At 31.3% G+C, this 26,263-nt stretch carries 32 protein-coding genes and 2 tRNA genes; 19 read left to right on the forward strand and 15 right to left on the reverse strand.

Annotation, left to right across the window (positions count from 1 at the left end):
• Positions 1-16 precede the first annotated feature (16 nt).
• Together ACAM25_RS10295 and ACAM25_RS10300 are read left to right on the forward strand one after the other, a co-directional pair.
• On the forward strand, positions 17-646 hold the full coding sequence (locus ACAM25_RS10295) for a hypothetical protein (RefSeq protein WP_369609641.1): 630 nt from the start codon (positions 17-19) through the stop codon (positions 644-646).
• A 77-nt stretch (positions 647-723) separates the two neighbouring features.
• A complete protein-coding gene (locus ACAM25_RS10300; protein ID WP_369609642.1) occupies positions 724-1,476 on the forward strand; it encodes a P-loop NTPase in 753 nt (250 codons plus the stop codon).
• Between the two features lie 107 nt (positions 1,477-1,583).
• On the opposite strand, the gene ACAM25_RS10305 is transcribed toward ACAM25_RS10300, so the two are convergent.
• Positions 1,584-1,877, reverse strand: coding sequence for a hypothetical protein (locus tag ACAM25_RS10305; RefSeq protein ID WP_369609643.1), 294 nt, complete (start codon positions 1,875-1,877; stop codon positions 1,584-1,586).
• A 158-nt stretch (positions 1,878-2,035) separates the two neighbouring features.
• On the opposite strand from ACAM25_RS10305, the gene ACAM25_RS10310 reads away from it, so the two are divergent.
• Together ACAM25_RS10310 and ACAM25_RS10315 are read left to right on the forward strand one after the other, a co-directional pair.
• Positions 2,036-2,785 carry a tetratricopeptide repeat protein gene (locus ACAM25_RS10310; protein WP_369609644.1) on the forward strand — a complete coding sequence of 250 codons (750 nt, stop codon included), beginning with the start codon at positions 2,036-2,038 and terminating at the stop codon, positions 2,783-2,785.
• Positions 2,786-2,820: 35 nt separating this feature from the next.
• A complete protein-coding gene (locus ACAM25_RS10315; protein ID WP_369609645.1) occupies positions 2,821-3,411 on the forward strand; it encodes a hypothetical protein in 591 nt (196 codons plus the stop codon).
• Here ACAM25_RS10315 and ACAM25_RS10320 read toward each other — a convergent pair.
• Positions 3,351-3,722, reverse strand: a complete 372-nt coding sequence (locus ACAM25_RS10320; protein WP_369609646.1) for a GIY-YIG nuclease family protein — start codon at positions 3,720-3,722, stop codon at positions 3,351-3,353. The two genes, ACAM25_RS10315 and ACAM25_RS10320, sit on opposite strands and share 61 nt — an antisense overlap.
• A gap of 90 nt (positions 3,723-3,812) precedes the next feature.
• On the opposite strand from ACAM25_RS10320, the gene ACAM25_RS10325 reads away from it, so the two are divergent.
• Positions 3,813-4,136, forward strand: a complete 324-nt coding sequence (locus ACAM25_RS10325; RefSeq protein WP_369609647.1) for a helix-turn-helix domain-containing protein — start codon at positions 3,813-3,815, stop codon at positions 4,134-4,136.
• Here the strand turns inward: ACAM25_RS10325 and ACAM25_RS10330 are convergent.
• Genes ACAM25_RS10330 through ACAM25_RS10340 form a run of 3 tightly spaced genes read right to left on the reverse strand, consistent with a single transcriptional unit; the run spans position 4,128 to position 5,621 of the window.
• Positions 4,128-4,685, reverse strand: a complete 558-nt coding sequence (locus ACAM25_RS10330; RefSeq protein WP_369609648.1) for a hypothetical protein — start codon at positions 4,683-4,685, stop codon at positions 4,128-4,130. The two genes, ACAM25_RS10325 and ACAM25_RS10330, sit on opposite strands and share 9 nt — an antisense overlap.
• Entirely contained in the window at positions 4,685-4,969 is a 285-nt protein-coding gene (locus ACAM25_RS10335) for a winged helix-turn-helix domain-containing protein (RefSeq protein ID WP_369609649.1), read from the reverse strand. Before ACAM25_RS10335 ends, ACAM25_RS10330 begins: the two co-directional genes overlap by 1 nt.
• 34 nt (positions 4,970-5,003) lie before the next feature.
• Entirely contained in the window at positions 5,004-5,621 is a 618-nt protein-coding gene (locus ACAM25_RS10340; RefSeq protein ID WP_369609650.1) for a hypothetical protein, read from the reverse strand.
• Positions 5,622-5,659: 38 nt separating this feature from the next.
• On the opposite strand from ACAM25_RS10340, the gene ACAM25_RS10345 reads away from it, so the two are divergent.
• Together ACAM25_RS10345 and mvaD are read left to right on the forward strand one after the other, a co-directional pair.
• Positions 5,660-6,604, forward strand: coding sequence for a phosphomevalonate kinase (locus ACAM25_RS10345; RefSeq protein WP_369609651.1), 945 nt, complete (start codon positions 5,660-5,662; stop codon positions 6,602-6,604).
• Positions 6,594-7,571 (forward strand): diphosphomevalonate decarboxylase, encoded by a 978-nt coding sequence (gene mvaD / locus ACAM25_RS10350; RefSeq protein ID WP_369609652.1) that lies wholly within the window; start codon positions 6,594-6,596, stop codon positions 7,569-7,571. The genes ACAM25_RS10345 and mvaD overlap by 11 nt, the downstream gene beginning before the upstream one ends.
• Here mvaD and ACAM25_RS10355 read toward each other — a convergent pair.
• Complete coding sequence (locus ACAM25_RS10355; protein ID WP_369609653.1) at positions 7,558-8,754, reverse strand: HD domain-containing protein; 1,197 nt, start codon at positions 8,752-8,754, stop codon at positions 7,558-7,560. The two genes, mvaD and ACAM25_RS10355, sit on opposite strands and share 14 nt — an antisense overlap.
• A complete protein-coding gene (locus ACAM25_RS10360; RefSeq protein WP_369609654.1) occupies positions 8,754-9,467 on the reverse strand; it encodes a purine-nucleoside phosphorylase in 714 nt (237 codons plus the stop codon). Before ACAM25_RS10360 ends, ACAM25_RS10355 begins: the two co-directional genes overlap by 1 nt.
• A gap of 144 nt (positions 9,468-9,611) precedes the next feature.
• On the opposite strand from ACAM25_RS10360, the gene ACAM25_RS10365 reads away from it, so the two are divergent.
• Positions 9,612-9,812, forward strand: a complete 201-nt coding sequence (locus ACAM25_RS10365) for a hypothetical protein (protein ID WP_369609655.1) — start codon at positions 9,612-9,614, stop codon at positions 9,810-9,812.
• 28 nt (positions 9,813-9,840) lie between these two features.
• Here the strand turns inward: ACAM25_RS10365 and ACAM25_RS10370 are convergent, their stop codons facing one another.
• The gene (locus ACAM25_RS10370; protein ID WP_369609656.1) at positions 9,841-11,151 is read right to left on the reverse strand and encodes a glycosyltransferase family 4 protein; all 1,311 of its coding nucleotides are present in this window, start codon (positions 11,149-11,151) and stop codon (positions 9,841-9,843) included.
• 51 nt (positions 11,152-11,202) lie between these two features.
• Between ACAM25_RS10370 and treH2 the strand changes: the two genes are divergently transcribed.
• Entirely contained in the window at positions 11,203-12,972 is a 1,770-nt protein-coding gene (treH2, locus tag ACAM25_RS10375) for an alpha,alpha-trehalase TreH2 (RefSeq protein WP_369609657.1), read from the forward strand.
• Positions 12,944-13,474, forward strand: a complete 531-nt coding sequence (locus ACAM25_RS10380; RefSeq protein ID WP_369609658.1) for a hypothetical protein — start codon at positions 12,944-12,946, stop codon at positions 13,472-13,474. The genes treH2 and ACAM25_RS10380 overlap by 29 nt, the downstream gene beginning before the upstream one ends.
• Here ACAM25_RS10380 and ACAM25_RS10385 read toward each other — a convergent pair.
• Complete coding sequence (locus tag ACAM25_RS10385; protein ID WP_369609659.1) at positions 13,464-14,636, reverse strand: FAD-dependent oxidoreductase; 1,173 nt, start codon at positions 14,634-14,636, stop codon at positions 13,464-13,466. The genes ACAM25_RS10380 and ACAM25_RS10385 overlap by 11 nt on opposite strands.
• 349 nt (positions 14,637-14,985) lie before the next feature.
• Between ACAM25_RS10385 and ACAM25_RS10390 the strand changes: the two genes are divergently transcribed.
• Together ACAM25_RS10390 and ACAM25_RS10395 are read left to right on the forward strand one after the other, a co-directional pair.
• On the forward strand, positions 14,986-16,509 hold the full coding sequence (locus ACAM25_RS10390) for an APC family permease (RefSeq protein ID WP_369609660.1): 1,524 nt from the start codon (positions 14,986-14,988) through the stop codon (positions 16,507-16,509).
• Between the two features lie 178 nt (positions 16,510-16,687).
• Positions 16,688-16,831 (forward strand): hypothetical protein, encoded by a 144-nt coding sequence (locus ACAM25_RS10395; protein WP_369609661.1) that lies wholly within the window; start codon positions 16,688-16,690, stop codon positions 16,829-16,831.
• 321 nt (positions 16,832-17,152) lie between these two features.
• Here the strand turns inward: ACAM25_RS10395 and ACAM25_RS10400 are convergent.
• Positions 17,153-17,246: transfer RNA gene (locus tag ACAM25_RS10400), tRNA-Thr, on the reverse strand.
• Between the two features lie 122 nt (positions 17,247-17,368).
• Here ACAM25_RS10400 and ACAM25_RS10405 point away from each other — a divergent pair.
• Positions 17,369-17,563: a hypothetical protein gene (locus ACAM25_RS10405; RefSeq protein ID WP_369609662.1), complete on the forward strand. Its 195-nt coding sequence runs from the start codon at positions 17,369-17,371 to the stop codon at positions 17,561-17,563.
• On the opposite strand, the gene ACAM25_RS10410 is transcribed toward ACAM25_RS10405, so the two are convergent.
• From ACAM25_RS10410 to thrS, 3 genes are read right to left on the reverse strand one after another with little or no spacing between them, the layout of a single operon-like run.
• Positions 17,550-18,236, reverse strand: coding sequence for an NDP-sugar synthase (locus ACAM25_RS10410; RefSeq protein ID WP_369609663.1), 687 nt, complete (start codon positions 18,234-18,236; stop codon positions 17,550-17,552). The two genes, ACAM25_RS10405 and ACAM25_RS10410, sit on opposite strands and share 14 nt — an antisense overlap.
• Positions 18,237-18,289: 53 nt before the next feature.
• A complete protein-coding gene (locus ACAM25_RS10415) occupies positions 18,290-18,763 on the reverse strand; it encodes a methylated-DNA--[protein]-cysteine S-methyltransferase (protein ID WP_369609664.1) in 474 nt (157 codons plus the stop codon).
• Entirely contained in the window at positions 18,760-20,382 is a 1,623-nt protein-coding gene (gene thrS / locus ACAM25_RS10420) for a threonine--tRNA ligase (RefSeq protein WP_369609665.1), read from the reverse strand. The genes ACAM25_RS10415 and thrS overlap by 4 nt, the downstream gene beginning before the upstream one ends.
• Before the next feature lie 37 nt (positions 20,383-20,419).
• Here thrS and ACAM25_RS10425 point away from each other — a divergent pair, with 37 nt between their 5' ends.
• Genes ACAM25_RS10425 through sucD form a run of 4 tightly spaced genes read left to right on the forward strand, consistent with a single transcriptional unit; the run spans position 20,420 to position 23,950 of the window.
• Positions 20,420-21,379, forward strand: coding sequence for a glycosyltransferase (locus tag ACAM25_RS10425; RefSeq protein ID WP_369609666.1), 960 nt, complete (start codon positions 20,420-20,422; stop codon positions 21,377-21,379).
• 23 nt (positions 21,380-21,402) lie between these two features.
• A complete protein-coding gene (locus ACAM25_RS10430; RefSeq protein WP_369609667.1) occupies positions 21,403-22,098 on the forward strand; it encodes an endonuclease III domain-containing protein in 696 nt (231 codons plus the stop codon).
• Positions 22,095-23,108, forward strand: coding sequence for an ATP-grasp domain-containing protein (locus tag ACAM25_RS10435; protein WP_369609668.1), 1,014 nt, complete (start codon positions 22,095-22,097; stop codon positions 23,106-23,108). Before ACAM25_RS10430 ends, ACAM25_RS10435 begins: the two co-directional genes overlap by 4 nt.
• Positions 23,105-23,950 carry a succinate--CoA ligase subunit alpha gene (gene sucD, locus ACAM25_RS10440; protein ID WP_369611661.1) on the forward strand — a complete coding sequence of 282 codons (846 nt, stop codon included), beginning with the start codon at positions 23,105-23,107 and terminating at the stop codon, positions 23,948-23,950. Before ACAM25_RS10435 ends, sucD begins: the two co-directional genes overlap by 4 nt.
• Here sucD and ACAM25_RS10445 read toward each other — a convergent pair.
• Complete coding sequence (locus ACAM25_RS10445) at positions 23,928-24,971, reverse strand: hypothetical protein (RefSeq protein WP_369609669.1); 1,044 nt, start codon at positions 24,969-24,971, stop codon at positions 23,928-23,930. The genes sucD and ACAM25_RS10445 overlap by 23 nt on opposite strands.
• A 40-nt stretch (positions 24,972-25,011) precedes the next feature.
• Positions 25,012-25,100 (reverse strand) — tRNA-Ile (locus tag ACAM25_RS10450).
• 119 nt (positions 25,101-25,219) lie between these two features.
• Between ACAM25_RS10450 and ACAM25_RS10455 the strand changes: the two genes are divergently transcribed.
• Positions 25,220-25,624: a HEPN domain-containing protein gene (locus tag ACAM25_RS10455; RefSeq protein ID WP_369609670.1), complete on the forward strand. Its 405-nt coding sequence runs from the start codon at positions 25,220-25,222 to the stop codon at positions 25,622-25,624.
• Positions 25,596-26,000 carry a nucleotidyltransferase domain-containing protein gene (locus ACAM25_RS10460; RefSeq protein WP_369609671.1) on the forward strand — a complete coding sequence of 135 codons (405 nt, stop codon included), beginning with the start codon at positions 25,596-25,598 and terminating at the stop codon, positions 25,998-26,000. Before ACAM25_RS10455 ends, ACAM25_RS10460 begins: the two co-directional genes overlap by 29 nt.
• Positions 26,001-26,263: the final 263 nt, after the last annotated feature.

The raw sequence follows: 26,263 nt of genomic DNA on the forward strand, positions 1-26,263 counted from the left end.
TTGTTTTTAGAATCTCATGGACTTAGGTGTGTTCTTCGCCTCATTAGGGATTTCTTTACTCGAATTGTCAGAAGCCGGTGCAATAGCTGCTATTTATCACAATATTTTGAAGAACAATATACCATTTCTTTATGCAATATTAGGTGTATTAGTAGTATTAATACCTACTTTTACTTTAGGAAAATTTATTTATCTAGTACCACTTAGCTATTTTCTTCTAGCTGCTTCAGTTATTTTATTCTATTTTGGATACAGACTATTAAGAAGTGCAAGAAGATATTTTAAAAAACAATTTAAGAAAAAAGGAGAAAAGGAAGAAAAAGAAGGTGTTGGAGTTGTGTTTACGGTTTCAGCAGTAGAAGGATTAGAAGCTTCATTAGTAATTTTAGCTTTACTTCCCCAAAGTTATTCCTCAGCATTATTAGGAGCTATAATTGCAGGAGTTGCGGTGGTTATTTTGACTGCAGTTTTGAAGGCCCAAATAGCTAAGATAAGGTTACCTCACTTAAAGTTTATACTTTCGGCACTTTTATTTAGCTTAGGTACGTTGTGGCTGGGTGAAGTTTTTATTGGGATCGATGAAATCTTCTTACCATTGTTTCTTCTTATTTACCTAGGAGTTAATTATATTATAATAAAAGGATAATAAGGAGGTATTCTTCCTTAGTTCGCTAAAAGTACTTAATGTGTTATTTTTATATTTAGTCTCATAATTTGTATATTGTGAGAATCTCTTTTGTTGGAATAAAAGGAGGGATAGGAAAATCAATAATGGCACTCATGACTGCAAAAGAATTAAGTAATAGAGGTTACAATGTACTATTTTTAGATAGGGATTTATTCTCTTTTGCATCCCAAATTGCCAAGGTTGGAAACAGTTTATTCTCTCAGATAGCAAAAGGTGAAGAACCTAAAAATTATTTTATTGATATAGGAAATCTTACTATAGTTAGACTTTTTGGAGAAGGTATAATATTTTATAAGGATGTAGAAGAAATTCATAGGGATAGTAAAAAACGAGATATTCTAGAAAAAATTTACGAAGAATTAGTCAAAAGAAAAGATTACAAATTCTTTATAGTAGATAATCCACCCTACGTTACTATGAAAAGTGAAGTTGTTGAACATGAACTCACAATGTTTACTAAGCTTTTTCCTAACGTGGAAATATATAGGGTTTATCTTACTACCGACTTAGTAGAAGATACGGAAACAACTAAAAAATACATTAACGAATTAGAATCCACATCAATAGGTAAGCCTTTAGGCTTAATTGTTAACATGAGTACTAATAAGGAAAGAGGCATTAACGTCCTTAGATCTTTATTGGATGACAGATTTTTAGTAGGTGTTGTTATTCCTTTCATAGACGAATTGTATCAATTTAACGGTAGATTAGAAGACTTACCGATTGTTCCCCAAATAAAGGAGTTTGTTAATGCAATACTTAATAAAGAGAGAAAAATAATATCTTAAATACAATTTCGAATATAATTTAACAATTGATATCACATAGGTTCTACTTTAATGAATATATATATATAGTTTTCTAAGATAGTAAATATAAAAAACAATTTAACTTATTACCATGCTTTTACTTTTTTCCATTTTCTTTTCTGAGTAGTACTTTGCTGTATAGTGTTGTAATCTCTTATTCTAGCTAAAGCCTCCCTCCAATCTTTCACACCTTTTAACATCTCCGCTAAAGTACTATTTCCTATATACTTTAGCCATGTTACAATATGTCCTTGCTCAAGATGCCAATTTACACATGCTGGATCTGTTGCACCTATTCTTGCTATTTCCTTCTCTAACTCTTTAACATCATGTGCTACGCCCACAACTCTTTCATAGGATTTGAAATAAAACGGCTCCATGTGTTAACCATTAATTATTAAATTTTTTAAGGAGTTAGGGTTTAAAGAAAGTGAAATGTTTATCTTAGTCTTCCTTAAAAATTAAGGTTAGAGAAAATAGTATTATTTTTCTTCATAAAGATTAAATGTTAAATACTCCTAAAGAATAATATAAATTTGTGAATGATATAAAAGAAATTGAAGAATACTATGCTCAAGGAAATTTAGTTTCTGCACTTAAAAAAGCTGAGGAGGTTATTAAACAAAATCCTTCAAAAGATGCTTATAATTTATTAGGAAAAATTCTAAAAGAACTCGGCGAAGATGATAAGGCAATAGACGCCTTTATGAAAGCGGGGAATTATGTTGAGGTAGCAAAAATATATATTTCAAAAGGGATGTATAAGGAAGCATTGAAAGCACTTTCTAATGTTAATGATAAAGAGGCTAGATTGTTAAAAGCTTTAGCGTATTTAAAGCTTGAAGAATATGAGAAGGCAAAAGAGGAACTTAATGGATTAGAAGATTCTTCTCCTTTATTTTACAAGGTGAAGGGAATTATTGATTACTATACCGGTGATTCTTATGACGCTTTAAGAGAATTAAGTATTGCTGTTTCTCTTTATCCACTAGATGCTGAACTATATTATTTTAGAGCTTTAACTAAAATGAAATTAGGATTAAATGCTGAAGACGATTTAAATACTGCAATGAACTTAAATCCTTACTTTGCAGAGGTTTACTTTAGTAAGGGGGTTCTTCTAGAGAATGAAGGAAAGTTAGAGGAAGCTATTACATATTATTCTAAAGCAATTAACTTAAACCCCGAGTATATACAAGCTTATGTAAGAAGAGCAAAAACATATATGAAACTAGGTAAAGAGGAGGAAGCAATAGAAGATATAAAGAAAGTTTCGGATAGAAAATGAGGGAATTTTATTTATTTTCAATAATTAAAGATATAATGTTAAAAACTTTACAATCAGTATCTCAAAATTTTTGTTATACTTATAAGTTTGAATTACTTTCTCCTTTTACTGCTTTAGGTTCTTCTGGTAGTCTAATATTAAAAGGGATGACAAAGGATAATAGGGGCGTAATTTACTCAAATTTTAAGAGAAAAGTTTCCTTCGTCCTAAAAGATAATTATATAGTAATAGGCGAAGAGAAATTTAATCCATTTAACTTTAGTTTTCAAGATAGGATTATCAATAAGTTGTCTTATTACGAGAGGGAAGCTCTTTGCGTTACTCAGAGAAATAAGGTTAAAGTAAAAGTAATTGAGGGTAAGAATGTATTGCCTTTTCTTAGTGAAGATATAAAAAACGAGTTATCTTTAACTCTTTTTAATTATTTTAAAAAAGAAATAGGCTTCACGTTAGATAAACCTATCATGATATATAAGGTGATATTAAGTAAAAGTAAAGTGTACTTACAGTTTCTCTCTAATTGGAGTTTCTGGTATGTAGATATGGAGGAATTTGGAAAAAGAAATTATTCGCTTATACCCCTTATTAGACTAAGTAAGGAGATTAAAGAGACTTTAAATAAGTGAGATGGATTTTGCTTATCATCTGTAGAACCAAAACCTTTTACATAATCAAAGTTCAGTAGAAGAATTTTTACTATATCCCTTTCTTTTAAGGGTAATATAATTGCAAACAAGGGCTCACAGAAATCACTCAAGTAATCAACGTGCCAATGTTTTTTCTTTCCCTTCATTAATAAATGTCTACTAATTCTTTTTCCACAATTAACTCCACATGAACCTACATACGCATAAAAACCTGATTTTATTACAAATTTGTAAGTTTTAGTTGTAATAATGCCTTCATCACATTTAAACACTACTATATAACCTTTCACATATTTATAATATTTTAGCTAGAATTAAAAGTAGTTGAAACACAAAAAATTTGATAAAGTTTTATTACTGATTATTCAATAATTAAGTGTATGAGTGAGAAACTAAAGGACGCTAAAGATGTTATAAGGTGTTGTTATAAGCTTAGTGATACAGATATTGATTGTCTATTTAAGCTTATTGAACTTAATAGAGCAGTAACTTCAGATGAGCTTTCCCAAATAATGAAAGTAAGCAAAACAACTATTGAGAATAGTTTAAAGAGACTAATTGATGTTGGACTAGTTGTAAGAGATAAAAGTGATGATAAGAAGATTGGTAGACCTAAATATTATTATTCAGTTATAAAAAACGTTACAAACAAGATAAAGGAAGATTTATTAAATTGTTCAAAGAAAATGCAAATTTCACTCTAATAATAAAGTTTTTAATTTTCTCTTTATTTTTTCAATTTTCTCTATGTTAACATAGGAATTAAGTAATAAGTAGAGAGAATTAATGCCAAGACCTAATGAGACTCCTAATAAAAATAAAGAGAGAGGAGTAACTATACTTAATAAAATGATAAGTAATGATATATACGACATTATCATACCAAGTTGATTACTTTTCTTAGCACTAATATAATATGCATTTAAAAGATCTGTAATATTAAGCGAGTCTAATAGAGCCTTTAAACCACCTTTTAGCGACTTTAGTTTTTCTTCAACGTTGTTGCTTAATAAATCTATAGAAGGAGTCATCCTAAGTCCTACTAGTAGCTCTTCTAATAATTCTTGAGCTTCATCAGCTGAAACAACATCTAAATAGTTTTTAAAAGAAGATAATGATGCAATTGACTTTAATGTAATCCATTCGTTTTCAATCTTTTTCATTTTTATTTTGACTAACAAATACTGTAAAATTATATTAATGAGTGAAGTTAATAAACCAACAAATATCAGCAAATAAATTTGATTTGCCATTATGATAATTCTTTAGAAAGCTCATTAATAAGCTCTGCTAATTGAAATTCTAGTTTTCTAACACTATTTAATCTATTTAATAAGTCTAGTCCTTTATCTGTGATTATATAAGAATTATCTTTTTCTTCTATGTAACCCTTCTCCTTTAGATAATCAAGATATTTCCTTAAGATAGAGAAACTTAAGTTAGCATTTTTCATTAAAGCTGATTTTGAGCCATAACCTTGTCTGACATTCTCAAGGATATCGGCCATTATTTCAAATTGATCTCTCTTAACTCTCATACAATTTTAAATATGATTAAAGGTTTAAAAAGATTTATATAGACTTATCTTTTTTTGTTTCTTCGTTTTTCTCTATTAACTCTTTTAATAATTTATAGTCTCTTTCTCCCCTATATTTCTCTATAATTTTTAGGATGGCCTCTGTTTCTTCTTTACTAAGTGGTTTTTCCACTATTTTGTATAATTTCTCTAAAACTTCAACCAAAGGCTGTATAGATTCTATATACTCAGGTATTGTTAATTCTGGCAAGGAATTAGATAGGTTAATAATTCCTATGGATATAATATTTAATCCTTCTATAACTATCTTCCTTAATTCTTCTATTTGCTGATTCTTATCTTGTAGCTTTAATATTTCATCCTTCTTATTATTTAGTTCCTTTACGTATTCGGCAATCTTTAACTTTTGTATATCTAAGGATATCATTGCATCCCTCACTGATTTTGATGTAACATATCTTATTTCACCTTGGCCAAGGTTTACTATCTTAATTAGATCTTTTACCATTAATTCTTCTATGCTTTTCACTAAACTTTCTTTTGTCATCATGGGTGAAAGTAAAGAAAATAATGTAGAACTATCAATTCCCGTAGGACCAGATTGCGATACTGTTGTTAGAACTATCCTATCTCTTTTACTCATGAATTCCATGGAAGACAAAAATAAAATGAAGCTAAAAAATTCATCATGTGATTTCAGCTCCAGGAAAAGTGCTTTGGATTGGAAGTTATTCAGTAGTCTTTGGAGGAATTTCGCATGTCATTGCGATAAATAAAAGAGTAAGATGTGAAGTCAAAGAGGGTGAAAGATTTCTCTTTGAGACAACTTATGGCACTTTTAAAGATAAAGGAAATGAATTAATAGAAAGTGTTTTAACTGTATTTAAAGAAAAATATGGAAAATTAACTCCTTTACACGTGAAACTATTCAATGATCCAGAATTTCAGATCAATGGTAAAAAAACTGGATTAGGAAGTTCCTCAGCCTCTACAGTTGCTTTAACTGCTTGTATATATGAATCTCTCTTTAAACAGATTGATAAAGATGAGGTTTACAAATTAGCTCAAAGGGCTAACTATATCAGACAAAGAGGTATCGGAAGTGGATTTGATATTGCCTCTGCTGTTTATGGTTCAATAGTCTATAGAAGATTTAAAGATATTGAAAAAGTTGACAGTGAAATAAAACCATTAAAAATTGGCAATTATCAAATGCTCTTAGGATTTATAGGAGAAAGTTTCAGTACAGTAAACTCTGTAGCTAAATTCGTAGAAAAGAGCAAATCTGAGGAGTTTAAAAAAACTATGAAATATATAGATGAAGAAAATACGATGGCAATAAAACTTATACAGATTGGAAAATTGGATGAGGCTGTAGAACATGTGAAACTAGCTAGAAAATATCTGAATGGATTAGCTGAAAGAATAGTGGGAATAAAGATAGAAGATGATAGAATTAAAAAGCTAATTGAAATTGCTGAGAAAGACTCTTTGATAGCTTTATCCCCTGGGGCTGGCGGAGAATCTGTTTTTGCATTAGGAGAAGATTTAACTAAAGTAAAAGAAAAATGGGAGAAGGAAAAGGTTATAGTTATTGAGTTAAAAGAAGATGAGGGACTAAAAATTGAAGCTTGAAGCAGAAGCTATTGCACCTTCAAATATAGCAATTGTTAAATATTGGGGTAAAAGGAATGAAGAATTAAATTTACCTCTAAATTCCTCACTCTCTATTTCATTAACCAATCTAGAAGTGAGAACAAGAGTTGAGTTTTCCAGTGAATACACAAAAGATGAAGTTTATATTAATGGTGAAAAAGCGAAAGATGAGGAAATTAAGGAATATAGTGGAAGAGTCTTAGAAATTTTTAGAAAATTATATGGAGAAAAAATATATGCTAAGGTTGAATCGTGGAGTAATTTTCCAAAATCTGCTGGTTTAGCTTCCTCAGCTGCAGGAATAGCTGCTTTAGTTTATGCTGTGAATGAAGCCTTAGGCTTAGGTTTATCTCAAAGAGAGCTATCTAAAATAGCTAGAATTGGATCTGGAAGTGCTTGCAGAAGTACTGTGGGTGGTTTTGTCATTTGGGAAAAGGGAGAAAGAAATGATGGAGAAGATTCTTTTTGTTATCAAATATTCCCAGAAACTCATTGGCCTGAACTTGTTGATATTATAGCAATAATAGATGAAAAAAGTAAAAAGAGATCTTCAAGAGAAGGAATGATTTTAACTGCTAAGACTTCTTCCTTAATGAAATGCAGATTAACTTTCATAGAAGAATCTTTACCTAAAATTATAGATAGTATTCGTAGAAAAGATGAAATTGAATTCTATTATTGGTTAATGAGACATAGTAATAGTATGCATGCTGTAATTTTAGATTCTTGGCCATCGTTCTTTTACTTAAACGACATTTCATTTAAAATAATGGAATGGATACAAGAGTTTGGCAAAGCTGGCTATACTTTTGATGCTGGTCCTAATCCACACATTTTTACTACTGAAAAGTATAAGGATGAAGTTCTAAATTTTCTTGAAACCATTGGTGTAAAGAAAGTCCTTATAGCAAAAGTGGGCAAAGGGCCAAGAGTTAACAAGATTTGAGAATTTCAACATACTTCTTAACTTTATCCTCCATACTTACGTGGTAAACTATTATTGCTTTTTGTAAATCTTTTACAGCAGTTATTAAATTTGAGAACCTTGAAAGTTGGGATATTTTTTCACCATCATAAATATAAACAGCTTCACTTTCCTCTCTATAGGGAACGTCAAAGAATTCATAGTATATTATTTTTCCTTCAGTTTCCCTCATTAAGTTATTAATTTCAGCCTTATCTATTAATGACATACATTCTTGTGTTATATCTTTTTTAATTCTTTTGTAACCTTTCCTAAAGAGAATGGGATCTCTAAATTCTGTTTCTTCAATCATGTTAAGAATCTTGATATCTGTTAAATTTTCTATGTTATTAAGATCAATTTTACCTTCTCTTATGAGCTTTGAAATTGCATGCGATAAGATTGCATTGTACATTCCTACTACACTGTGAAAATAAACGTTCTCATACATATACATTCTAGCTAATAGAAATTGTTCAACTATCGGGATAGCTTTCTTCAATACAGCTATTTTCTTATCTACGTAAACTAAAACTCTCTTTAATCTTTCTATATCATAACTTCCATAACCTACACCAGCATAATAAGAATCTCTAAGCAAATAATCTCCCCTATCTGCATCAACAAAATTAGATATAATTTGGGATGCTAATCTTTCTTCCTCAGTTTTAGGCGTGTTGCCAATAACGTTAATTAGGAACTTAATGGGATCTGATATATTGCTCTCTTTTCCTAATTTATCAAAAAGTGAGGAATTTTTAGATATAATCTTTAAACCGTATTTGACATGTGTTTCTTTTCCATAATACTCTATGTTTTCACCGTATACTTCTTTAGTTACTTGTAAAGCCGATTCAAATGTGTGAGAGAATGCAACATGACCAACATCATGTAGTAAAGCAGAAACAGAAACAAGAGTTTTATATCCTTCTGTTAGAAAATCTATCTTATTATTCATAGAAAGATAATTTAAAAATTCTTTGGCTAAATGCATTGCTCCTAGGCTATGTTCAAACCTTGAATGTCTCATTCCAGGGTAAACCATATAAGCTAAAGCTGTCTGAGAAATGTATCTAAGTCTTTGAAAAAATTGAGATGAGATTATCGGTAAAACCTCATCATTAACCTCAATATATCCATGTATAGGGTCTCTGATAATCTTCATTAAGTAAAATTAACTAAAGCATCTAAAATAGCTATTGCACCTTCATTTACTTTTTTCTCTAATTCTTCTTTACTAATCCACCCACCTTTAACTAGACTATCACTCACGATCAAAACAGCACCACTTTTTATTTTTCTTAATTTACTTAACATGAATAGTGTAGCACATTCCATTTCCACTGCAATATTTCCTCTTTCTGACCACTTTTTAGTAAACTCCTCATCTTCAGCATAAAACGCATCACTACTAAAAACGTTACCAACACTAACCTTTAACCCTTTACTTTTAAAGGAGTTATATAAGGCCATAGTTAGTTCAAAATCTGGGGTAGCTGAGACACAAGCTTGTTCCTTAAAATATTGATAAACTAAGCTTGTTGGATTATAAGATGCTCCAGTTACTAAAACGTAATCACCAATATTTAATTCTGGGACTAATGCACCAGAAGTACCATACCTTACATAAATTTTTCCTCCAAGCATTGTAAGTTCTTCAAGGACTATTGCAATTGATGGCCCCCCAATTCCATGTGTTGCGATACTTATTCTTTCACCCTTATATTTACCAGTATAAATAAGGAAACCTCTATTTTCATTTACAAGTTGAGGATCTTCAAGAAACTTAGACAAGCTTTTTACTCTCCCTGGATCACCAGCGATAATTACTTTTTCCGCTATATCACCCTTTTTTGCTAAAATATGAACTGGGTTCATGCATAAATATCAGTCATCCCATTTTTATATCATTAATCAATACAGCCGGCGCTCATCATTCACTTAACAAATATAAACAGTAATATTAAAATGTTAGGAAAATTTGGAATAAGGTTTAAAAAGACAGAAGTAATATTTCATCTTATGAAAGAGAGAGTAGTAGAAGCAAAAAGATTAGTAGGGAAAAAGACTGTGAGGGGGAAGACCTATGAGTATGAGTACTATACATTGCCATTAAATCTATATATACCGAAGTCTATGATAGAAAAACATGGTACTAAATATATTTTACAAGTTGATGAAGATTCTGGTACAATAACAATAAAACCTACTGAAGGCAAATAAAACTAGAATACTCCCCCAATGATCTAAGTTAAATTTTTCCATAATCTTTCATTGTATCCACAAATATTTCTTTTATAAATTCATAACTAGAATCAACAGAACATTTTTTAATAGTATCTCTTCCTAATGAGTACTTTTCTGGATCTTTTAATACAATATTTATTTTTTCTGCTAAATCCTTAGGATCTCCTCTCTTAAAAACATATCCATTTCCACCGTCGATAACTAATTCGCTCACTCCAGCACCATTACTTACAATTGCAGGCTTACCATACACCCAACCTTCACATACTGTTAATCCAAACCCTTCGATATTAGATGGTAGAACAATTACATCAGAAGCTTCATATATTGCATAAAGATCCTCATCTGGTATATAGCCAGTAAAAATAACCTTATCCCTTACCCCTATTTCATTAGCTAAACTTTGTAACTTTTTAGCCCAAGAGTTAGCTTTTCCAGTTCCTAAAGCACCACTTGTGAAACTTCCATTTCCAACTAAAAGCAATTTCGCATTTTCTATGTATTTCATAGCTTGAATAGCTATATCTTGACTTTTCATAGGATCCATTCTAGCTACAACAGTAACTATCTTTTCGTCTCTGATCCCATATTTTTCTTTTACTTTCTCAACTTCTTGCCTTGAAGCCCTCTTATATTCATTAGGATCTATAAATGGGTAAATTTGTTTTACCCTACCTTTCATTCCTACTCTAAGCATTCCCTCTAAATCCCTTTTAGTACTAACAACTACTCCATCAAATCCCTCAAAAGTTCTAATTAGAAATTCCCTTACTTTAGGTGATAGATATTCCGGAACAAAAGGAATATGATACCATAAGACTGCTGGAGCTGAAGGTCCTATTATTCCTCCAATCAAAAGTTGTTGAAAATCATTTATAAAATAAATATCAGTATCTTTAAAAAATTCTAAGAGCTTTTGAGCTGAAAGCCAATTATAAGTTGCATATGCAATATAATCTTCTGGTTGAATTTCATACTTATATATTCCATGCGCCTCGTTATATATTCCTTCCTTAAATCGAGTGTAACCTTGAAGATCTTTTGGATTTAAGTCAACAAAGTAAATTTCTAAATCTTTAAACTTTATTTCAGGTGGATAACCTGGCCCTAATGAAACCCATCTCACTTTTTTAAACTTTTTACTTAACGAAAGCATCATTTTAGCTACTCCGCCAACAGAGACATAGTAATCCGAAGGGTCTAAAAGAGAAACATCTATTGGAAATTGTAAGAAGCCATATTTATCGACAAGATCCCTATAAGTATACCTAAATCTAATTGGTGGTGTTTGTGTGTTAATGGCGACAGAAAACATATGAAAATTTTTACGCTTATATTTATAAAGTTTTTAGCGTAATTATGCTTCGTGAATTATGCATTCTTATCTAACGGAATAACCTCTGCCTTAGAGACTGAAGGGAGTATTGAGTGGTTCCCAGTACCTAGATTTGATTCTCAATCTATTTTTACTAGAATATTAGACGCTGAGAAAGGAGGCTACTTCTCAATTAAACCTATAGATTTTGAAAAGATTCAAGAAGAGTATATTGGATATTCACTAGTGTTAAAAACCACTTTTAAAAAAGGAAATTTGACAAGCACAATAATAGATTTTTTACCTTTGTCCTTACCAGCAATTATTAGACTTTATGATACTGAAATTCCACTTGATGTAAACATAATTCCTGTATTTAATTATGGTTTGATAAATTCTGGGACAGAAATAGTGAAAGATGGCATAATTTTTAGGAATCCATTGTCTAAAGAAGGGGTCGAATTACTAATTTATGGTAATTATGAAATAATTAGCCCCTACAAAATCTTAATTAAACCTGGTAAAGGATATTTATATCTTCTATATTCAAAAGATTTAAGATATGGTTTATTTAGCCAAAAAGGTTTTGTGTACTCTAGGCCTTATGAAGCTTTCTCAAAGCTTATTACATTTAATGAAAAAGAATTAAATAAAGCTAGAAAGCTTAATAAAATTGATAAATTTAAGAATATTTATTATCGTTCTTTGTCAGTAATTTTAGGACTCTTGTATAGGCCCTCTGGAGGAATTATTGCTTCGCCTACAACTTCTTTACCAGAAATAATAGGGATGGAAAGAAATTGGGATTATCGGTATGTTTGGATAAGAGATGCTTCTTATGCTACTGAAGCCTTAGTAAAAGCTGAATTAATAACTGAAGCAAGAAGATCTTTAGATTTTCTTATAAGTGTGATAGATCCCTCATCTAAAAGCTTTGACCATCCATTTTACACTATTGATGGTACTCCTCCACCCGCTGAAGAGAACCTTGATTGGTTAAGTGGTTTTAAAAATAGTAAACCAGTTAGGGTAGGAAATGCTGCATATTTGCAAATTCAAATGGATGTTGAAGGTGCATTTATGCATACATTGTACGAATATTACAAAGAAACACAAGATGATGATTATGTGGATAGAAATTATTGGGCAATCGAAGCTATTGCCACATGGGTAAAATCATCCTGGAGAGATCCAAGTACAGACATTTGGGAAGAGAGGGGAGTAACTAGACATTATGTTCATACTAAAGTAATGTCTTGGGTAGCCTTAGATAGAGCTGCAAAGCTTGCTGAAGCTTTAGGCTATAGAAAAGATTCTGATGACTGGAAAGAAGTAGCTAAAGAAATAAAGAATGATATACTGATAAATGGTGTAAGAAACGGTAGTTTTGTAAGGTATTATGGTGGAGATGAGATTGATTCAGCATTACTAACATTACCAATTTACGGATTTATTGATGCTTCTGATAAAATATTTTTAAACACTCTTGAAAGAATAGAAAATGAATTAAAAATATCTGATGGTTTATATTTGAGATACAAAAAAGATTTTCTAGGAAATGTTGTTCACCCATTTAGCTTGGTTACTCCATGGATGGCTAGAGTTTATATAAGGTTAGGCGAAATAGAGAAAGCTATAAAATTAATAGAAAGACTTGATAAGTGTAGTAATTCTCTCAAGTTACTTGGAGAGCATATAGATAAAGATACTTGTGAAGCAAGAGGCAATTTCCCCCATTCATTTCCCCACGCGGGTATAATTTTAAGTATAATAGAGTTAGAGGAAAGAGTAAATGCAGAAAATTCTACAACTAATAAATGAAGCTATAGAAGAAATAGAAAAATATAACTCTTGTGAATCAGCATACTATCTGCTTAAATATATTGCCTCTCATGGAGAAAAATTTGTAGAAGAAAAAGCTACAAATTATGATTTTACCGTTGATAATTTGATTTTCCTTTCCTTAAAGGAAGAAATGCATAAGTATAAACTATTTGTAATCTCCTTCTTTATCTATGACTATTTAAGTAAAAAGTTCCAAGTGCAAGAACCTCTCTTTATCTTCAGATGGGGAAAAACTTACTTCATATATAGCTATAGAATTGAGTCTAGATTACAGATGTTAGCAAAAAATCAATTTATCCAAACTAAGAAAGGAATTGTAAGACTGACAAAGAAAGGGAAAGAAGAAAGTGAAAACATTTACAAGTTCTTAAATCCTATAGACAGACAAAAAGTAGAAGAAATAATCAGCAATATAAACAATATGAAATTAAAAGAACTAAGGATTTACACAAAAAAATATCTTTTCTCTATTCAATAGCTTTATAATTAAATAACTTGTTAAGATAAGCTTGTTCCCAATTATCTTTTTGTAGAGTGTAATCTCTTTTCATAACTGGATCTTTTGCAGCAGCCGGTGGCTGTTTTGTTAAATCTAACTGGAATTGCAAACTATAAGTATCTAACTTGCCTTCAAGGTTTCCTACATATGCCCAACCAACAAACGCATATTGTACTGGAACTTTTTCACTTACTCCCTCCATTTCTAAGATTTTATTTGCAGCAAATTGTGAGCTTTCAAAAGCAATCTCTTGGTTCTTAGGGAAGGGTAATTTTGCAGCATCACCTACTACTAAAATATCATCATACTTTGGTGTCCTTAAATCTTGAGGACTCCTAACATCAGCAAATGGTGCTCCTAAACCAGCCTCCTCAATGAATTTTGGAACTCTGTTTGGTTCTAACATAGCTAATATGTCATAATTATATTTCTCACCAGATTTAGTAACTACATAATTCTCTCCTATTTCAGTAATCTCTTGATTTGTAACTAACTCTATTCCAGCCTTCTCATAAATCTGCTTAACAATATCAGCAATAACTGGAGGTTGTGTTTTATCATTAGCGTCTATATGTATAATCTTAAATTTATCCCTTACACCTCTATATGAAAGGATTGTATGAGCTAACATTGCAGTTTCAGTTGGAGCTGGTGCACATCTGTAAGGAGCTTTAGGAGCATAAATTATTACAGTGCCTTTTTCAGCTGTCCATAATCTTTCTTTTAATACATTTACTCTTCCAGGGTCATAGACAGTTGCATTTTTCCACCAGAATTTATCATAACCAGATATTTTTGAACCATCAAACACAATACCAGGTGAAAGAACTAAATAATCGTATGAAATTTCTTTTTGAGTATTAAATGTAGTATCACTAAGATAAACTTTTCTATTATCTGGATCGATTTTGTAAACATTACCTACTACAACATTTATCCCAAGTTTTCCAACTTCTTCGTATCCTCTAATTATTCTTCTGTATTTTTGTTCATTAGTTAATAGTAATGGTCTACTAGGACCTGCAAAATAAAAAGCTTCCTTATTTATTACAGTGATATTCACATTTTTTAACTTTTGAGCTAAAGTAGTCGCTACTCCCATTCCTCCAATTCCGCCGCCAATAATAACAATGTTCTTCATATGTATAATCTAATTTAACAAAGTTTAATGAAATTTTGTATAACTGAATAAAGGCAAAAGATTTAAATTCATAAAATGTAAAGATATTAGTTTTGCAATTATTTGTAATTTTTGATAATAAAAATCTTATATAATGAATTAAAGTTAGTAATGAATATCTTGCCTTGAATGTTCTATACAAATTTCATTATAAAACATAAATAAGTATAATATATTTAAAATTGTATTCTTGTTTCAAATATGTAAAGTAAATACAAAGCTTAACTTGTTCATATATTTTGAGCTTTTTTTAAAAACTATTTAATTCTACAGACCAAAGAATTAATATAAGTTAGCAATATAAAATGTTATGGATAGGGGAAAAGAATCTCTTCGTAAAGAATTATCACTATTAAACCTAGTTATAATTGGAATTTCTGGCGCTGTAGGTACCGGAGCATTATTCAGCTCTGCTGGTATGGCTTCAAATGCCGGACCAGCACTAGTTATTTCTTGGATTTTAGGAGGAATTTTTTATTTCTTTATAGGATTAACATATGTTGAATTAAGTATAAATTTTCCAGAGGCTGGTGGGCCAGCTAGATATCCTTTATACTCTCACGGAAAAGTTACTAATGTTATTAATGCATTCTCTAGCTTAATTTGGTACCTTTTTGTACCTCCAATAGAGGCATTAGCAGTAGTTTACGGTCTTAATTTCTTTACCAATAATCTACTGATAAACTCTCAAGGTATCCCTACTACTTTAGGTGGAATAATAGGTGTTATAATTATGTTACTTTTTGTTCCCTTTAATTATTATTCTGTAAAATTTTTCGGAAAGTCAACTACTGTTATAGGAATTATAAAGCTTATATTGTATCTTGCTGTCGGTTTAGGATTCATACTTTTATTCACTCATCTACAAAATCTAACAGCTTATGGAGGATTTGCACCATTTGGCTTCTTAGGAATATTTTCTGCAATCCCATTAGCGATGTTCGCCTTTGGAGGAATTAGAGTTCTACCAGATTATGCTGAAGAGACTAAAGACTATAAGACGCTTGACAAAGCAATAATATATACTGTCATTGGACAAACGTTATTTTACATTCTCTTTTCATTAGCATTTGTCTTATCTATTGACTGGAATAAGATTAGTATTACTCCGGGTAACTGGGCAGACTTATCTAATATTCCTGGAAATCCATTCATATCAATAGCCTCGACTTATAACGTTTCATCACTTCTTATATTAACAGTTATAATTGGAATTATCGGACCTTTCGTTACTGGTTATATATATGTTGGCGGTGGAATGAGAGTTTTATTTGCTATGGCTAGGTCGAAACTTATTACAGAGAAAATGAAAGAGCTAAATGAATATTCGGTTCCTTTCTGGGCATTGATTGTCTTCGTAGTCATAGGAGCATTAGTTTCCTATCTTTCTGCCCCAATTCCAACAATTTATGGATTAATAGAAGATTCAGTAGTTGCTGGTTATATTGCATTTGCTGCATCACCAGTTTCACTTACATCATTAAAAAGGGAAGGGAAGATAAAGGAAATAATTCCCGGGACTGATATTATATCTCCTTTAGCTTTCATTTTTGCATCCTTAATAATCTTTTGGAGCGGATGGCCTTCAGTACCATATTCAGTATTATTATTAACTGTAGCTAGTGTAATTTTCTCTGTAATTTACAAAATTAAAGAAAATATAGTAAATTCTTTATGGTACATAGGATACATAGCGTTTCTTTTATTTATGACTTATATAGGAGGTGTAGGTGCTTTGTCCATTATTAATTTCTATTTCAGCAGTCTGATTGTTGCTATTATATCATTAATATTTTACTTTCTTGGTGTAGAAAGCAGAATTAGAGAAAGATAAGGGAAAAATTAATCTTATATTTTTTATTACTATATTTTTATAGTATATCTTATGAAACTGCAAATTAAAGGAAATTATGTAAGTATGTGGGATAAAGAGTTAAAGAAATAAAGAAGATTTTACATTGGAAGAATAGAGAACCTAGGAAAAATATAAAGAGTTACTAGATTTTGTTAGCATGCTTAAAGTATCTAACGAAGAAATTGATAACTATATAAACTTCTATCTCGATAAAGAAACAAATCTAACTAAATTCGATTATGTATTATTATCTTTAATTATCAGTGAAATAGTATGGAATAGAAAATCTGCTAAACCTTGAGGAAAGTAATAAGAATAATTAAGAAATTTTACCCAGAATACGCGTTGATAGGAAGATATGCAAGAAATTTTTTATGCGCCACCAGAAATCACATTAGATATAGATTTCTTGGTTAACTTAGATGACATATAAATCTTGGCTGAACTTATTAACTATATAAGATCACAAGGATATGAAATTCATCCAGATAATGAAGTCTATTTTCTAGAAAATAAAGAAAAACCATTATGCTTAGAATTAATACAAAATAAAAATTAATTTGCATATTTTACACTATAATTATATCTAAGGTTTGTATACTGTTGACCATAAAATGTGTAAAGCCGCGGCCGGGATTTGAACCCGGGACCTTTGCCTTTCAGGAACTTTAGAATCTTACCAGGGCAACGCTCTAGCCAGGCTGAGCTACCGCGGCATTAAATATTAAGACCTTTCGGCATATAAGTTTTTTGCAACAGCATTCGAAGATTATTTACATTTAAGAGTGTGATTTGTTATTTTCATTTTAGTCTCCTATTTTTAAACGCTATTAATAACATGGAATCTCAAAAAGAAATAGATTTAGTAGAACTTGCTTTTGAAGTAATTGAGGAAAACGTTCCTATAGATTGTGAAGACGTTATAAGGGAAATAAGAAGAAAATTCTTTAAGGACGTAAGAGACTTGGGATTTGAGGAAGCGTTGAAAAAATGGTCAAAAAGTGAGGATGATGTCGAGGTTATACTTTCTTAAAAATTTCTGGTATTTCTACTGAGGCTTCTTCATAATCTTTTATCGTATCTATTGATCTCCAATAAACATTCTCAAACGTAACTCCTTTAAGTAAACCTTTTTCAGCTAGCAAAGGGAATGTTGTTTTTTCGATATCTCCTTTTTCTGGTAAGTATTCAAAAATTTCTGGCTTCATTAAATACACTCCAGCATTTATCCAATACTCTTTGAGTATTGGTTTTTCCACAAATCTAGTTACTTTTCCATCTTTATCGATTTGTACTACACCATAAGGACTTCTTAGAGGAACAAGAGCTATTCCAACAATGCATTCATTAAGCTTAATTCTACTTACATCTAAGTTAGTTAATATATCACCATTAGTTACTATAAATTCCTCGCTGATAAAATCTTTTAACCTTTTTATAGCACCACCAGTACCTAAAGGTTCTTCTTCAGTCATTATAGCTATTGAAACTCCTAATCTTTCCTGGTTTTTAGATACCCATTCTATTAAGACATCTTTCCTATAACCTGCAAGGATGAAAAAAGAAGAAATACCAAATGATTTAAGCCAAATAATTTGCCATTCAAGAATAGGTTTTCCAGCAATCTCAACAAGAGGTTTTGGTTTGTCATCAGTAAGAGGTCTTAATCTTTTCCCAAAACCACCAGCTAAAATAACAGCTTTCATTGAAATACTAAACATCTAAATATTAATAAGTTTTTTCAAATGCCATAATTATTCTATTTTTTCTTAAGAATTTTTTCTATGTCTATACCTTCTAATTCTAGTAATTTCTTTTTTAATTCTATCCCTCTTGAATAACCTCCTATATCTTTTTCGCCTATAACCCTATGACAAGGAATAATTAGCAGAATATTATTTTTTGATAAAGCAACACCAATTGCCCTAGGAGAAGATTTCACAGCATCAGCAACTTGCTTATAAGTCCTTACTTCACCCCATTTTATCTTCATAACTTCTTTAAATACTCTCACTCTAAAATCGTTAAACGTCTTCAAATCAACTGGTTCTGTCAAGTCTACCTTTTTTCCTTCAAAGTATAAATCTAGTTTATGAAAGAAATCAGTAAAATAACTGTTATCAAGAAGATCTCTTTCAGCACAATCACAAAAATCTAATAAAACGAAACCTTTCTCATTTCTTGCAACTGTAATTGGTCCGAAAGGACTATTATACAATCCGTAAACTATCATTTCAATTTACTTAATGCACTCTGGTTCAAATCTCTATTTCTTATCTCTTCCAATAAAGCTCGCAGGAAATCCTCAAACCTCACTCCTCTTATTTCTACATTATTTCTACCTCTAACAGTAACCTTTCCTTCTTCTCTTTCTTTTCTCCCAAGTATTATCATGTAAGGAACACCTTCATCATAAGCTTTCTTTATTCTCTTAGATAGAGTTTCATCTGACATATCAAGTTCAGCCCTTATCTTATTCTCTTTTAATTTCGCTAAGACATTTTGGGCATAATCTTCTACATCCTTACTTATTGGCAAAATTCTAACTTGAATTGGAGATATCCAAGTTGGCAATTTACCTCTAAAATGTTCTAGTAAAATTGCCATAAATCTTTCTATTGAACCGTAAATAGCCCTATGTATCATAACTGGTCTTTTTCTATTACCATCCTTATCAATGTACTCTAATTTGAATCTTTCTGGAAGATTAAAGTCAACTTGTATAGTAGATAATTGCCACCATCTACCTAGACTATCCCTGATATCGAAATCTATCTTAGGACCATAAAATGCTCCTTCCTTCTCTTTTACGATATATCTAATTCCTAGTTCCTCTAAAGCTGAAGTTAAAGCTGAGGTTGCCTTATTCCACAATTCATCACTTCCAATGCTCTCATCTGGCCTTGTGCTAAGATTAATTCTTACATCATCACCTTTAAAACCAAATATTGAAAGAACATCTAAAGTCTTCCTTACTAACATTTTTACTTCGTCTTTTATTTGATCTTCAGTTAGGAAAATGTGACCATCGTCTTGTACAAATCCTCTAACTCTTAATAGTCCATAAAGTTCTCCTCTTTTCTCCCATCTGAAAACCAAACCAAACTCTGAAAACCTTATTGGTAAATCCTTATAACTTCTGGTCTTGCTCTTGTAGATTAAAATATGAGCAGGACAATTCATAGGTTTTAATCCTAATTCCTCATCCTCCATTTTAAATAAGACCATTTTATCTCTATAATAATCATAATGACCACTAATCTTCCATAGTAAAGTTCTATAAATTTCTGCAGTATAAACTTCTTGATATCCCATGCTTTCGTTTATTTCTTCCATAAATTTGATTAACTCTTTTCTTATTATTTGTCCTTTTGCGTGAAAGAGAACTAAACCTGGTGCCGTTTCATCTGGAAAACTAAATAAATCAAGTTTCTCTCCTAATATTCTATGATCATATTCTGAAACCTCTTCTAACCATTTAAGATATTTATCTAGTTCTTCTTTGCTTTCAAAACCTACTCCCCTTATTCTTATATATTGCACATTCGGTAAAGGGTGATGAACTGAGATATTGAGTATCTCAAAATATTTTGGCTCAACATTAGAAGGCTCTCCTATTATTCTAATTTTATTTCCTTTAAATTCTATGTAGCCATCCTTAAGCTGATAAGAGTATTGATTATATGTAGCGAACTTTTTTGCCTCATCTAATGTAAATGTTAAATCGCTCTCGACATCAACGTAAAAATCTCTTTCCCCTAATCCAACTTCTACTGGTTTATAACCTTGAGAGGCCAAATTTAAGGCATATATAATACCAGCCTTAAGCCAGACGTTTTTGTATTCTTCCATGATAGGCATTTTTATCTAACAAAATAAAATAGTTTTAGTGTCAGATTTACTTATAATTGCGAGCGGGGGAGGACATACAGGATTTGGAAGAGCTATTGCTGAGTATCTTCCATTTAAGCCAGATTTTGTTATACCAGAAGGGGATAGGAATAGCGAAAGTATGATAAAAGACTACGCTAGAAAAATTTACTATGTGAAGAAAGGTAAGGAACCTAATGAGGGAAACTTTCAGTTAGTTAAAAACCTTATTAAGATAATAAAACAGTCCTCAAAAATAGAAAAATACAAAGTTGTTATAGCAACAGGGTCAAATCATTCTTTGTTTCCTTCCTTTGTTCAATTTATAAAAGGGGCAAAGATTTATGGAATAGAAAGTCAAGATAGAATAATAACTAGAGGTAAGGCAATCCAACTAATTTCGTATTTTGGAAAAGGAGTATTTCTTCATTGGAAAGAACAGCTTAAACTTTATCCTAATAAAGGGATTGTAGTTGGTCCTATAGTTGAAAAGCCAAAGTACAATACTGAAAAAGGTGAGTATATTCTAGTAACTACTGGAAGTCAAGGGTTTAAAAGGCTCTTCGACGTTCTAGTTAGATTAGATCTTGAGAACGTAGTAGTTCAAACTGGGAAAATCAACCCAGAAGAGTATCAAAAGAAAAAACCTAATTGGAAGTTCTTTTCCTTTGACCCAGACTTAGAAAAATGGATAGCCAAAGCAAGAATAATTATTACTCATCAAGGTAAAACAGCTATGGAATCAGTAGTTATGTATAAAAAACCTACAATAATTGTTTATAACAAAGATTGGATTTATGCAGCTACCAAAGAAGATAGTAGGCTTTATGCCAACATACTAGGGGCAAAGTTCCTTGATGATCCATCAACATGGGAAAATGAAGAAGTTTTAATTAATGCAATTGATAAAGTTTCTGAGCCTAAAGATTTTGAAATAGGTACTAAAAAGTTAGTAGATATAATTTTGAATGAACTATGATGAAACGAGCGCACCCTGATAAGATGAAGACGTCACTGCGTGCTGATGATCTTATTTTCAAACTTTTAGATGCTTTTGAAAAAAATAAAGAGTTATTAAGAAAAGCTGGTTGGATTGTTACTGATGTGAATTCTTATGAATGGTGGGATAATTTAAAAACAGCTGATGAAATTCTAATTTCATCTATCTTAGTACAAATGACAAAATGGGAAATAGTTAAGAAAACTATCGAAAAGCTAAGAGAGTTAAACCTCAATAGACTAGATAAAATAGCAGAATTATCTGAAAATGAAATAGAAGAACTTATTAAAGGAATTAATTTTTATAAGACTAAAGCTAGAAGATTAAAGAAATTAGCTGTTATAGTCAAAGAAAAAGGCCTTGAGAACCTCCTAAAAGATGAAAAGGCACTTAAAGATATTGAAGGAATTGGAGATGAGACAGCTGAAGCCTTGCAACTTTTTGTAGCTAATCTCCCAGTTTTCCCACGTTCCACTTATGCATCTAGAATTTTAAGCAGACTTTTAGGTGAAGAAATAAGTAAACAAGAAGCTAAAAAAATTGTAGAGAATACTATACATGACGACGTATATAAACTAAAACTCTTACATGCTGGTATAGTAACTATTGGTAAAACTTATTGCTTTAGTAAACCTAAATGCAATAGTTGCATATTTAAAGATTTGTGTGCATATTATAAACATGTGGTGAAAAGTTGAAACTTTACGAATATGAGGGTAAAGAACTTTTTAAACAAGTCGGAATCCCAGTTCCAAGAGGTATTGTTACAGACAAACCGATAAAATGGGAGGGAAAAGCTGTAGTAAAATCACAATTACTTGAAGGTGGTAGAGGAAAAAGAGGATTAGTTAGAGTAACTGACAATGTAGAGGAGACAATAAAAGAGTTAATGAGCTTAGGAATAAATAAGTTCTTAGTTGAAGAGTTTATTCCACATGAGAAAGAGATCTACTTATCAGCCTTAATAGATAGAGACTCAGCTGAACCAATAATAGTAGCTTCTCCAGAAGGAGGAATAGATATTGAAAGCAGCAAGAACGTTAGAATTTTCCAAATTCCCATAGAAAGAGGGGTTAGATCGTATGATGTGATAAAAATTGAAAAATATCTAAATGTAAAAGGTCTAGAACCAGTAATAAAAGGATTATATAAATTAGTTACAGAGTATGATGCTGAATTAGCTGAGATAAATCCCTTAGCTATAACTATTGACGGAAGGATTTATGCCTTAGATTCGAAGGTCATTCTAGAGGACAATGCACTCTTTAAGCATCAAGATATAATTGAAAAGATCGGAAGATCACCTAGTAAGGAAGCGTATGTCGAACTTGATGGAGACATTGGAATAATTGGTAATGGTGCTGGATTAACTATGGCTACTATGGATATGGTGAAATTAATGGGAGGAAACCCAGCTGATTTTTATGATGTAGGCGGAGGAGCCGATAGAGAAAAAGTAAAGGAAGCAATTTTAAAAATTGGCTCAAATTCAAAGGTTAGGAAAATCATAATGAATATTTATGGTGGAATAACTAGATGTGATGAAGTTGCATTAGGAATAATTGAAGCTTATGATAAAGTGAAAAAACCAATTTATGTTAGGCTAGTTGGAACTAATGAAGAAGCTGGAAGGAAGATCCTTCAAGAAAAGGGTATACCTTATTATACAGATGCATTAAGTTGTATAGGTGATGCTTTACGCTCATAAATAGAAATTCTAGAGTACTGGTTCAAGGAATTACTGGTAAAGAAGGGTCTTTCCATACAAAGCAAATGTTAACTTATGGTACAAAAATAGTAGCAGGAACTAGCCCAGGGAAAGGAGGAACTGAAGTTCATGGGGTTCCAGTATATGATACTGTTGAAGATGCATTAAAAGAACACGAAATAGATGCTAGTATAGTTTTTGTCCCAGCTAAATTCGCACCAGATGCAATTTATGAGGCAATAGATGGTGGTATTAAACTAATTGTTGTAATAACTGAGCATATTCCAGTCTTAGATATGTTAAAAGTTGTAAAATATGCTAAACAGAAAGGTTCAAGGATAATAGGCCCTAATTGCCCAGGAATTATAGTTCCGGAAGAAAGTTTAGTAGGAATATTTCCCCCTAGACCTTTCAAGAAAGGAAAAATTGGTATCGTTTCAAGATCTGGTACATTAACATATGAGGTTGCTGAAATGGTTAAAGAACTAGGGCAATCAACGGTAATTGGTATAGGAGGAGATCCAATAGTCGGTACTAGTTTGGTTGAAGTAGTTAAGATGTTTGAAGAAGATCCAGAAACAGAAAGCATAATAATGATAGGTGAGATAGGAGGTACAATGGAAGAAAGAGTAGCAAAAATGAAAAAAGAAGGATTAATTAAGAAGAAAATTGTAGCATATATTGCTGGGATGACTGCACCTAAAGAAAAAAGAATGGGACATGCCGGAGCAGTAGTTTATATGGGAATGGGAACTTTCGAAAGTAAAATTAAGGCATTGCATGAATCTGGAATTCCAGTAGCGACAACACCATACGAAATCAAAAAACTCCTCGTTTTTTAAGCACAGCAACAATAACTAAAATAACCGCTATTGATATACCACCTATAAGGATATACTGAGAAAAGTCTACTGGAGTAGTATACGTTACACCAACTATTTCACCTCCACTATTAATAAATATTATAGATATATCGCCACCTTCAGGGAAAAACATAACATAATAGTGACCTATCATTGCGCCTATAAACGGAAAAGATTTATTCTGATATTCATAAGTAGTACTCCAATAGAAATATCCGTCAGAAGACAATTGTTGAAGTAAAATAGAATAAATGCTACCATTCACATAGATATTGCCACTAGGCTCAATATATGGAAATTCACTTATGGGTAGAATAACAGCAACATACCCATGAGCAGAAATATTTAAGGCAGGAAAAGTTTGATTCCCCAATTTAATATTGCCATATGCAAAAGAAGAGGAAGGAGAAATAACATATACTTCTTCATATTTATGTTCAGTACCAATTAAGAAATTCAATTTCACTTTATAAAGATTTGAAGATTTAACAAAATTTAAAGGTGAAGGAGATTGAATATAATTAAGTCTCACACTGAAATTAAACTTAATTCCATTTTCAAACGTTTTATTGTAAACTGATATCGGAAAACCATATTGAGCAGAGACTATCATATATCCTCCACCATTATCATAAAACTTTATTGCAGGTACAGTTACATTACTACCATTAACATTAACTGGATAATTTATGATACTGAAATTCGAAAGCACAGCTATAATAGGTAAATAATAGGGAGAATAGTAAATATCATAATATGTCAGAACATTATAACTACTAACCGAGACATTGTGATAAGGAGGCAATTTTGGCGATATAGTAGTTACAGTGAGATTATTAAAAACTGTCATATTAAAATGAGTATCCTCCCATTTCATAAGTATACTATCATTATAATAGAAATATTGATTATGTGAAACATATAAGGAGCTAGAGGATAATGTATATGAGAAAATCATTCCAGGGATTAAAAAGGCAAACAAAATTATTGAACTAACCATAGGTAAAGAGTTTTTGTAAGAGTTATTAAAAACTTTCATATGGGCCCGGTGGGACTTGAACCCACGACCTCCCGGTCTCTGCCGGGAGTGTTATCAGCCGGGCGCTCTACCAAGCTAAGCTACGGGCCCAATAATAACATTATAACTAACCTTTTTAAGACTTTTGTTAAAATCTTAATGAGAATGATGAACGATGGGCGGCTTGAGATGGTGATGAAAAATAAATTTACTGAAAACAGTTTTTTTATGTGAGTATTGAAGAAGTGAATAGATTGCTTAGAAGAGCCCAAAAATTTAAGGAAGATGCAACAAGATCTTTTGAAGAAGGATATTATGATTTTACTTGCTTTTACGCTGAACAAGCTATTCAATTAAGACTTAAAGCCTTCGTACTCAGATACTTAGGTTTCATTCCAAGAACACACTCAATTAGGGACCTACTTTCTTACGTTTACAAGTACACAAACAATGAACAAATCAGAGAGTATGTGGAGGGAAAAAGGAAACTTATATCGGATTTGGAAAGAAGTTATACGGACGCTAGGTATGGGGATATTGATTATGACAAAAATGATGGAAATGAGTGCTTAAATATTCTTAATGAGATATTTTCTTTGTTAGAAAATGAAGAAAGCAGAAGAAATATACATTGAATTTGCTAGGGAAAAAATAAAGATCCTATCTTCCTTCGACACTTATGCTAAACTTTTGTATGAGAGCCTTCTCCGCGTCTTATCTAGATACGGAATAAGAGGAGAAGTTTATTTCTTTGGATCCGTGATTGAAGGAAAATATACTGTCTCAAGTGATATAGATGTTGCTATAGTGACTGAACAAAGATTAAAGGCTGGACTACAAGCTGAAATACAAGACGAAGTCATAAAAGAAATGGAAAAGTTTGGTTACCCTTGGTGGTTCCCTTTAGAACTTCATTTCCTTTCACCACAGCTATTTGAAGCAATGAAAAAGGGTGGAGCTAATTTTGTTAAGGCTGAGGAATATCTAGAAAAGATTGAAATGATTATGTAAAACAATTACAATAAAACTTGGAAATATATGTTCTCTCCCTGAAATTAAACAAGAAAAAAGTAGTTATAAAAATAGAAAGATACAATAGTTTAACCCTCCCTATTTATTTAAAAAATGGGAAAAATGTCAGACACACAGTGTCATCATTAGGATCTGAATTATTTCTATAACTTTCTTAATGTTTAGCTTACATAAATTTTCATTTCTACTAGAGATAACTAACGTCATAAATTTATGCCTAAAAGACAACACTGTGAGATACA

It is taken from the genome of Sulfurisphaera javensis, assembly GCF_041154675.1.
Taxonomy (GTDB): domain Archaea; phylum Thermoproteota; class Thermoprotei_A; order Sulfolobales; family Sulfolobaceae; genus Sulfurisphaera; species Sulfurisphaera javensis.

Excerpts from the sequence above, each read along its gene's own strand:
- ACAM25_RS10355 (WP_369609653.1), bottom strand. The coding sequence starts at position 8,754 with ATGAAGATTATCAGAGACCCTATACATGGATATATTGAGGTTAATGAT.
- ACAM25_RS10410 (WP_369609663.1), bottom strand. The coding sequence starts at position 18,236 with ATGAAAGCTGTTATTTTAGCTGGTGGTTTTGGGAAAAGATTAAGACCT.
- ACAM25_RS10460 (WP_369609671.1), top strand. The coding sequence starts at position 25,596 with ATGAAGAAAGCAGAAGAAATATACATTGAATTTGCTAGGGAAAAAATA.
- ACAM25_RS10340 (WP_369609650.1), bottom strand. The coding sequence starts at position 5,621 with ATGGAATTCATGAGTAAAAGAGATAGGATAGTTCTAACAACAGTATCG.
- ACAM25_RS10305 (WP_369609643.1), bottom strand. The coding sequence starts at position 1,877 with ATGGAGCCGTTTTATTTCAAATCCTATGAAAGAGTTGTGGGCGTAGCA.
- ACAM25_RS10325 (WP_369609647.1), top strand. The coding sequence starts at position 3,813 with ATGAGTGAGAAACTAAAGGACGCTAAAGATGTTATAAGGTGTTGTTAT.
- ACAM25_RS10395 (WP_369609661.1), top strand. The coding sequence starts at position 16,688 with ATGCTTAAAGTATCTAACGAAGAAATTGATAACTATATAAACTTCTAT.
- ACAM25_RS10295 (WP_369609641.1), top strand. The coding sequence starts at position 17 with ATGGACTTAGGTGTGTTCTTCGCCTCATTAGGGATTTCTTTACTCGAA.
- ACAM25_RS10330 (WP_369609648.1), bottom strand. The coding sequence starts at position 4,685 with ATGGCAAATCAAATTTATTTGCTGATATTTGTTGGTTTATTAACTTCA.
- ACAM25_RS10365 (WP_369609655.1), top strand. The coding sequence starts at position 9,612 with ATGAAAGAGAGAGTAGTAGAAGCAAAAAGATTAGTAGGGAAAAAGACT.
- ACAM25_RS10385 (WP_369609659.1), bottom strand. The coding sequence starts at position 14,636 with ATGAAGAACATTGTTATTATTGGCGGCGGAATTGGAGGAATGGGAGTA.
- thrS (WP_369609665.1), bottom strand. The coding sequence starts at position 20,382 with ATGGAAGAATACAAAAACGTCTGGCTTAAGGCTGGTATTATATATGCC.
- ACAM25_RS10315 (WP_369609645.1), top strand. The coding sequence starts at position 2,821 with ATGTTAAAAACTTTACAATCAGTATCTCAAAATTTTTGTTATACTTAT.
- ACAM25_RS10335 (WP_369609649.1), bottom strand. The coding sequence starts at position 4,969 with ATGAGAGTTAAGAGAGATCAATTTGAAATAATGGCCGATATCCTTGAG.
- ACAM25_RS10445 (WP_369609669.1), bottom strand. The coding sequence starts at position 24,971 with ATGGTTAGTTCAATAATTTTGTTTGCCTTTTTAATCCCTGGAATGATT.
- ACAM25_RS10430 (WP_369609667.1), top strand. The coding sequence starts at position 21,403 with ATGAAGACGTCACTGCGTGCTGATGATCTTATTTTCAAACTTTTAGAT.
- ACAM25_RS10360 (WP_369609654.1), bottom strand. The coding sequence starts at position 9,467 with ATGAACCCAGTTCATATTTTAGCAAAAAAGGGTGATATAGCGGAAAAA.
- ACAM25_RS10380 (WP_369609658.1), top strand. The coding sequence starts at position 12,944 with ATGCAGAAAATTCTACAACTAATAAATGAAGCTATAGAAGAAATAGAA.
- ACAM25_RS10370 (WP_369609656.1), bottom strand. The coding sequence starts at position 11,151 with ATGTTTTCTGTCGCCATTAACACACAAACACCACCAATTAGATTTAGG.
- ACAM25_RS10390 (WP_369609660.1), top strand. The coding sequence starts at position 14,986 with ATGGATAGGGGAAAAGAATCTCTTCGTAAAGAATTATCACTATTAAAC.
- ACAM25_RS10415 (WP_369609664.1), bottom strand. The coding sequence starts at position 18,763 with ATGATAGTTTACGGATTGTATAATAGTCCTTTCGGACCAATTACAGTT.
- ACAM25_RS10405 (WP_369609662.1), top strand. The coding sequence starts at position 17,369 with ATGGAATCTCAAAAAGAAATAGATTTAGTAGAACTTGCTTTTGAAGTA.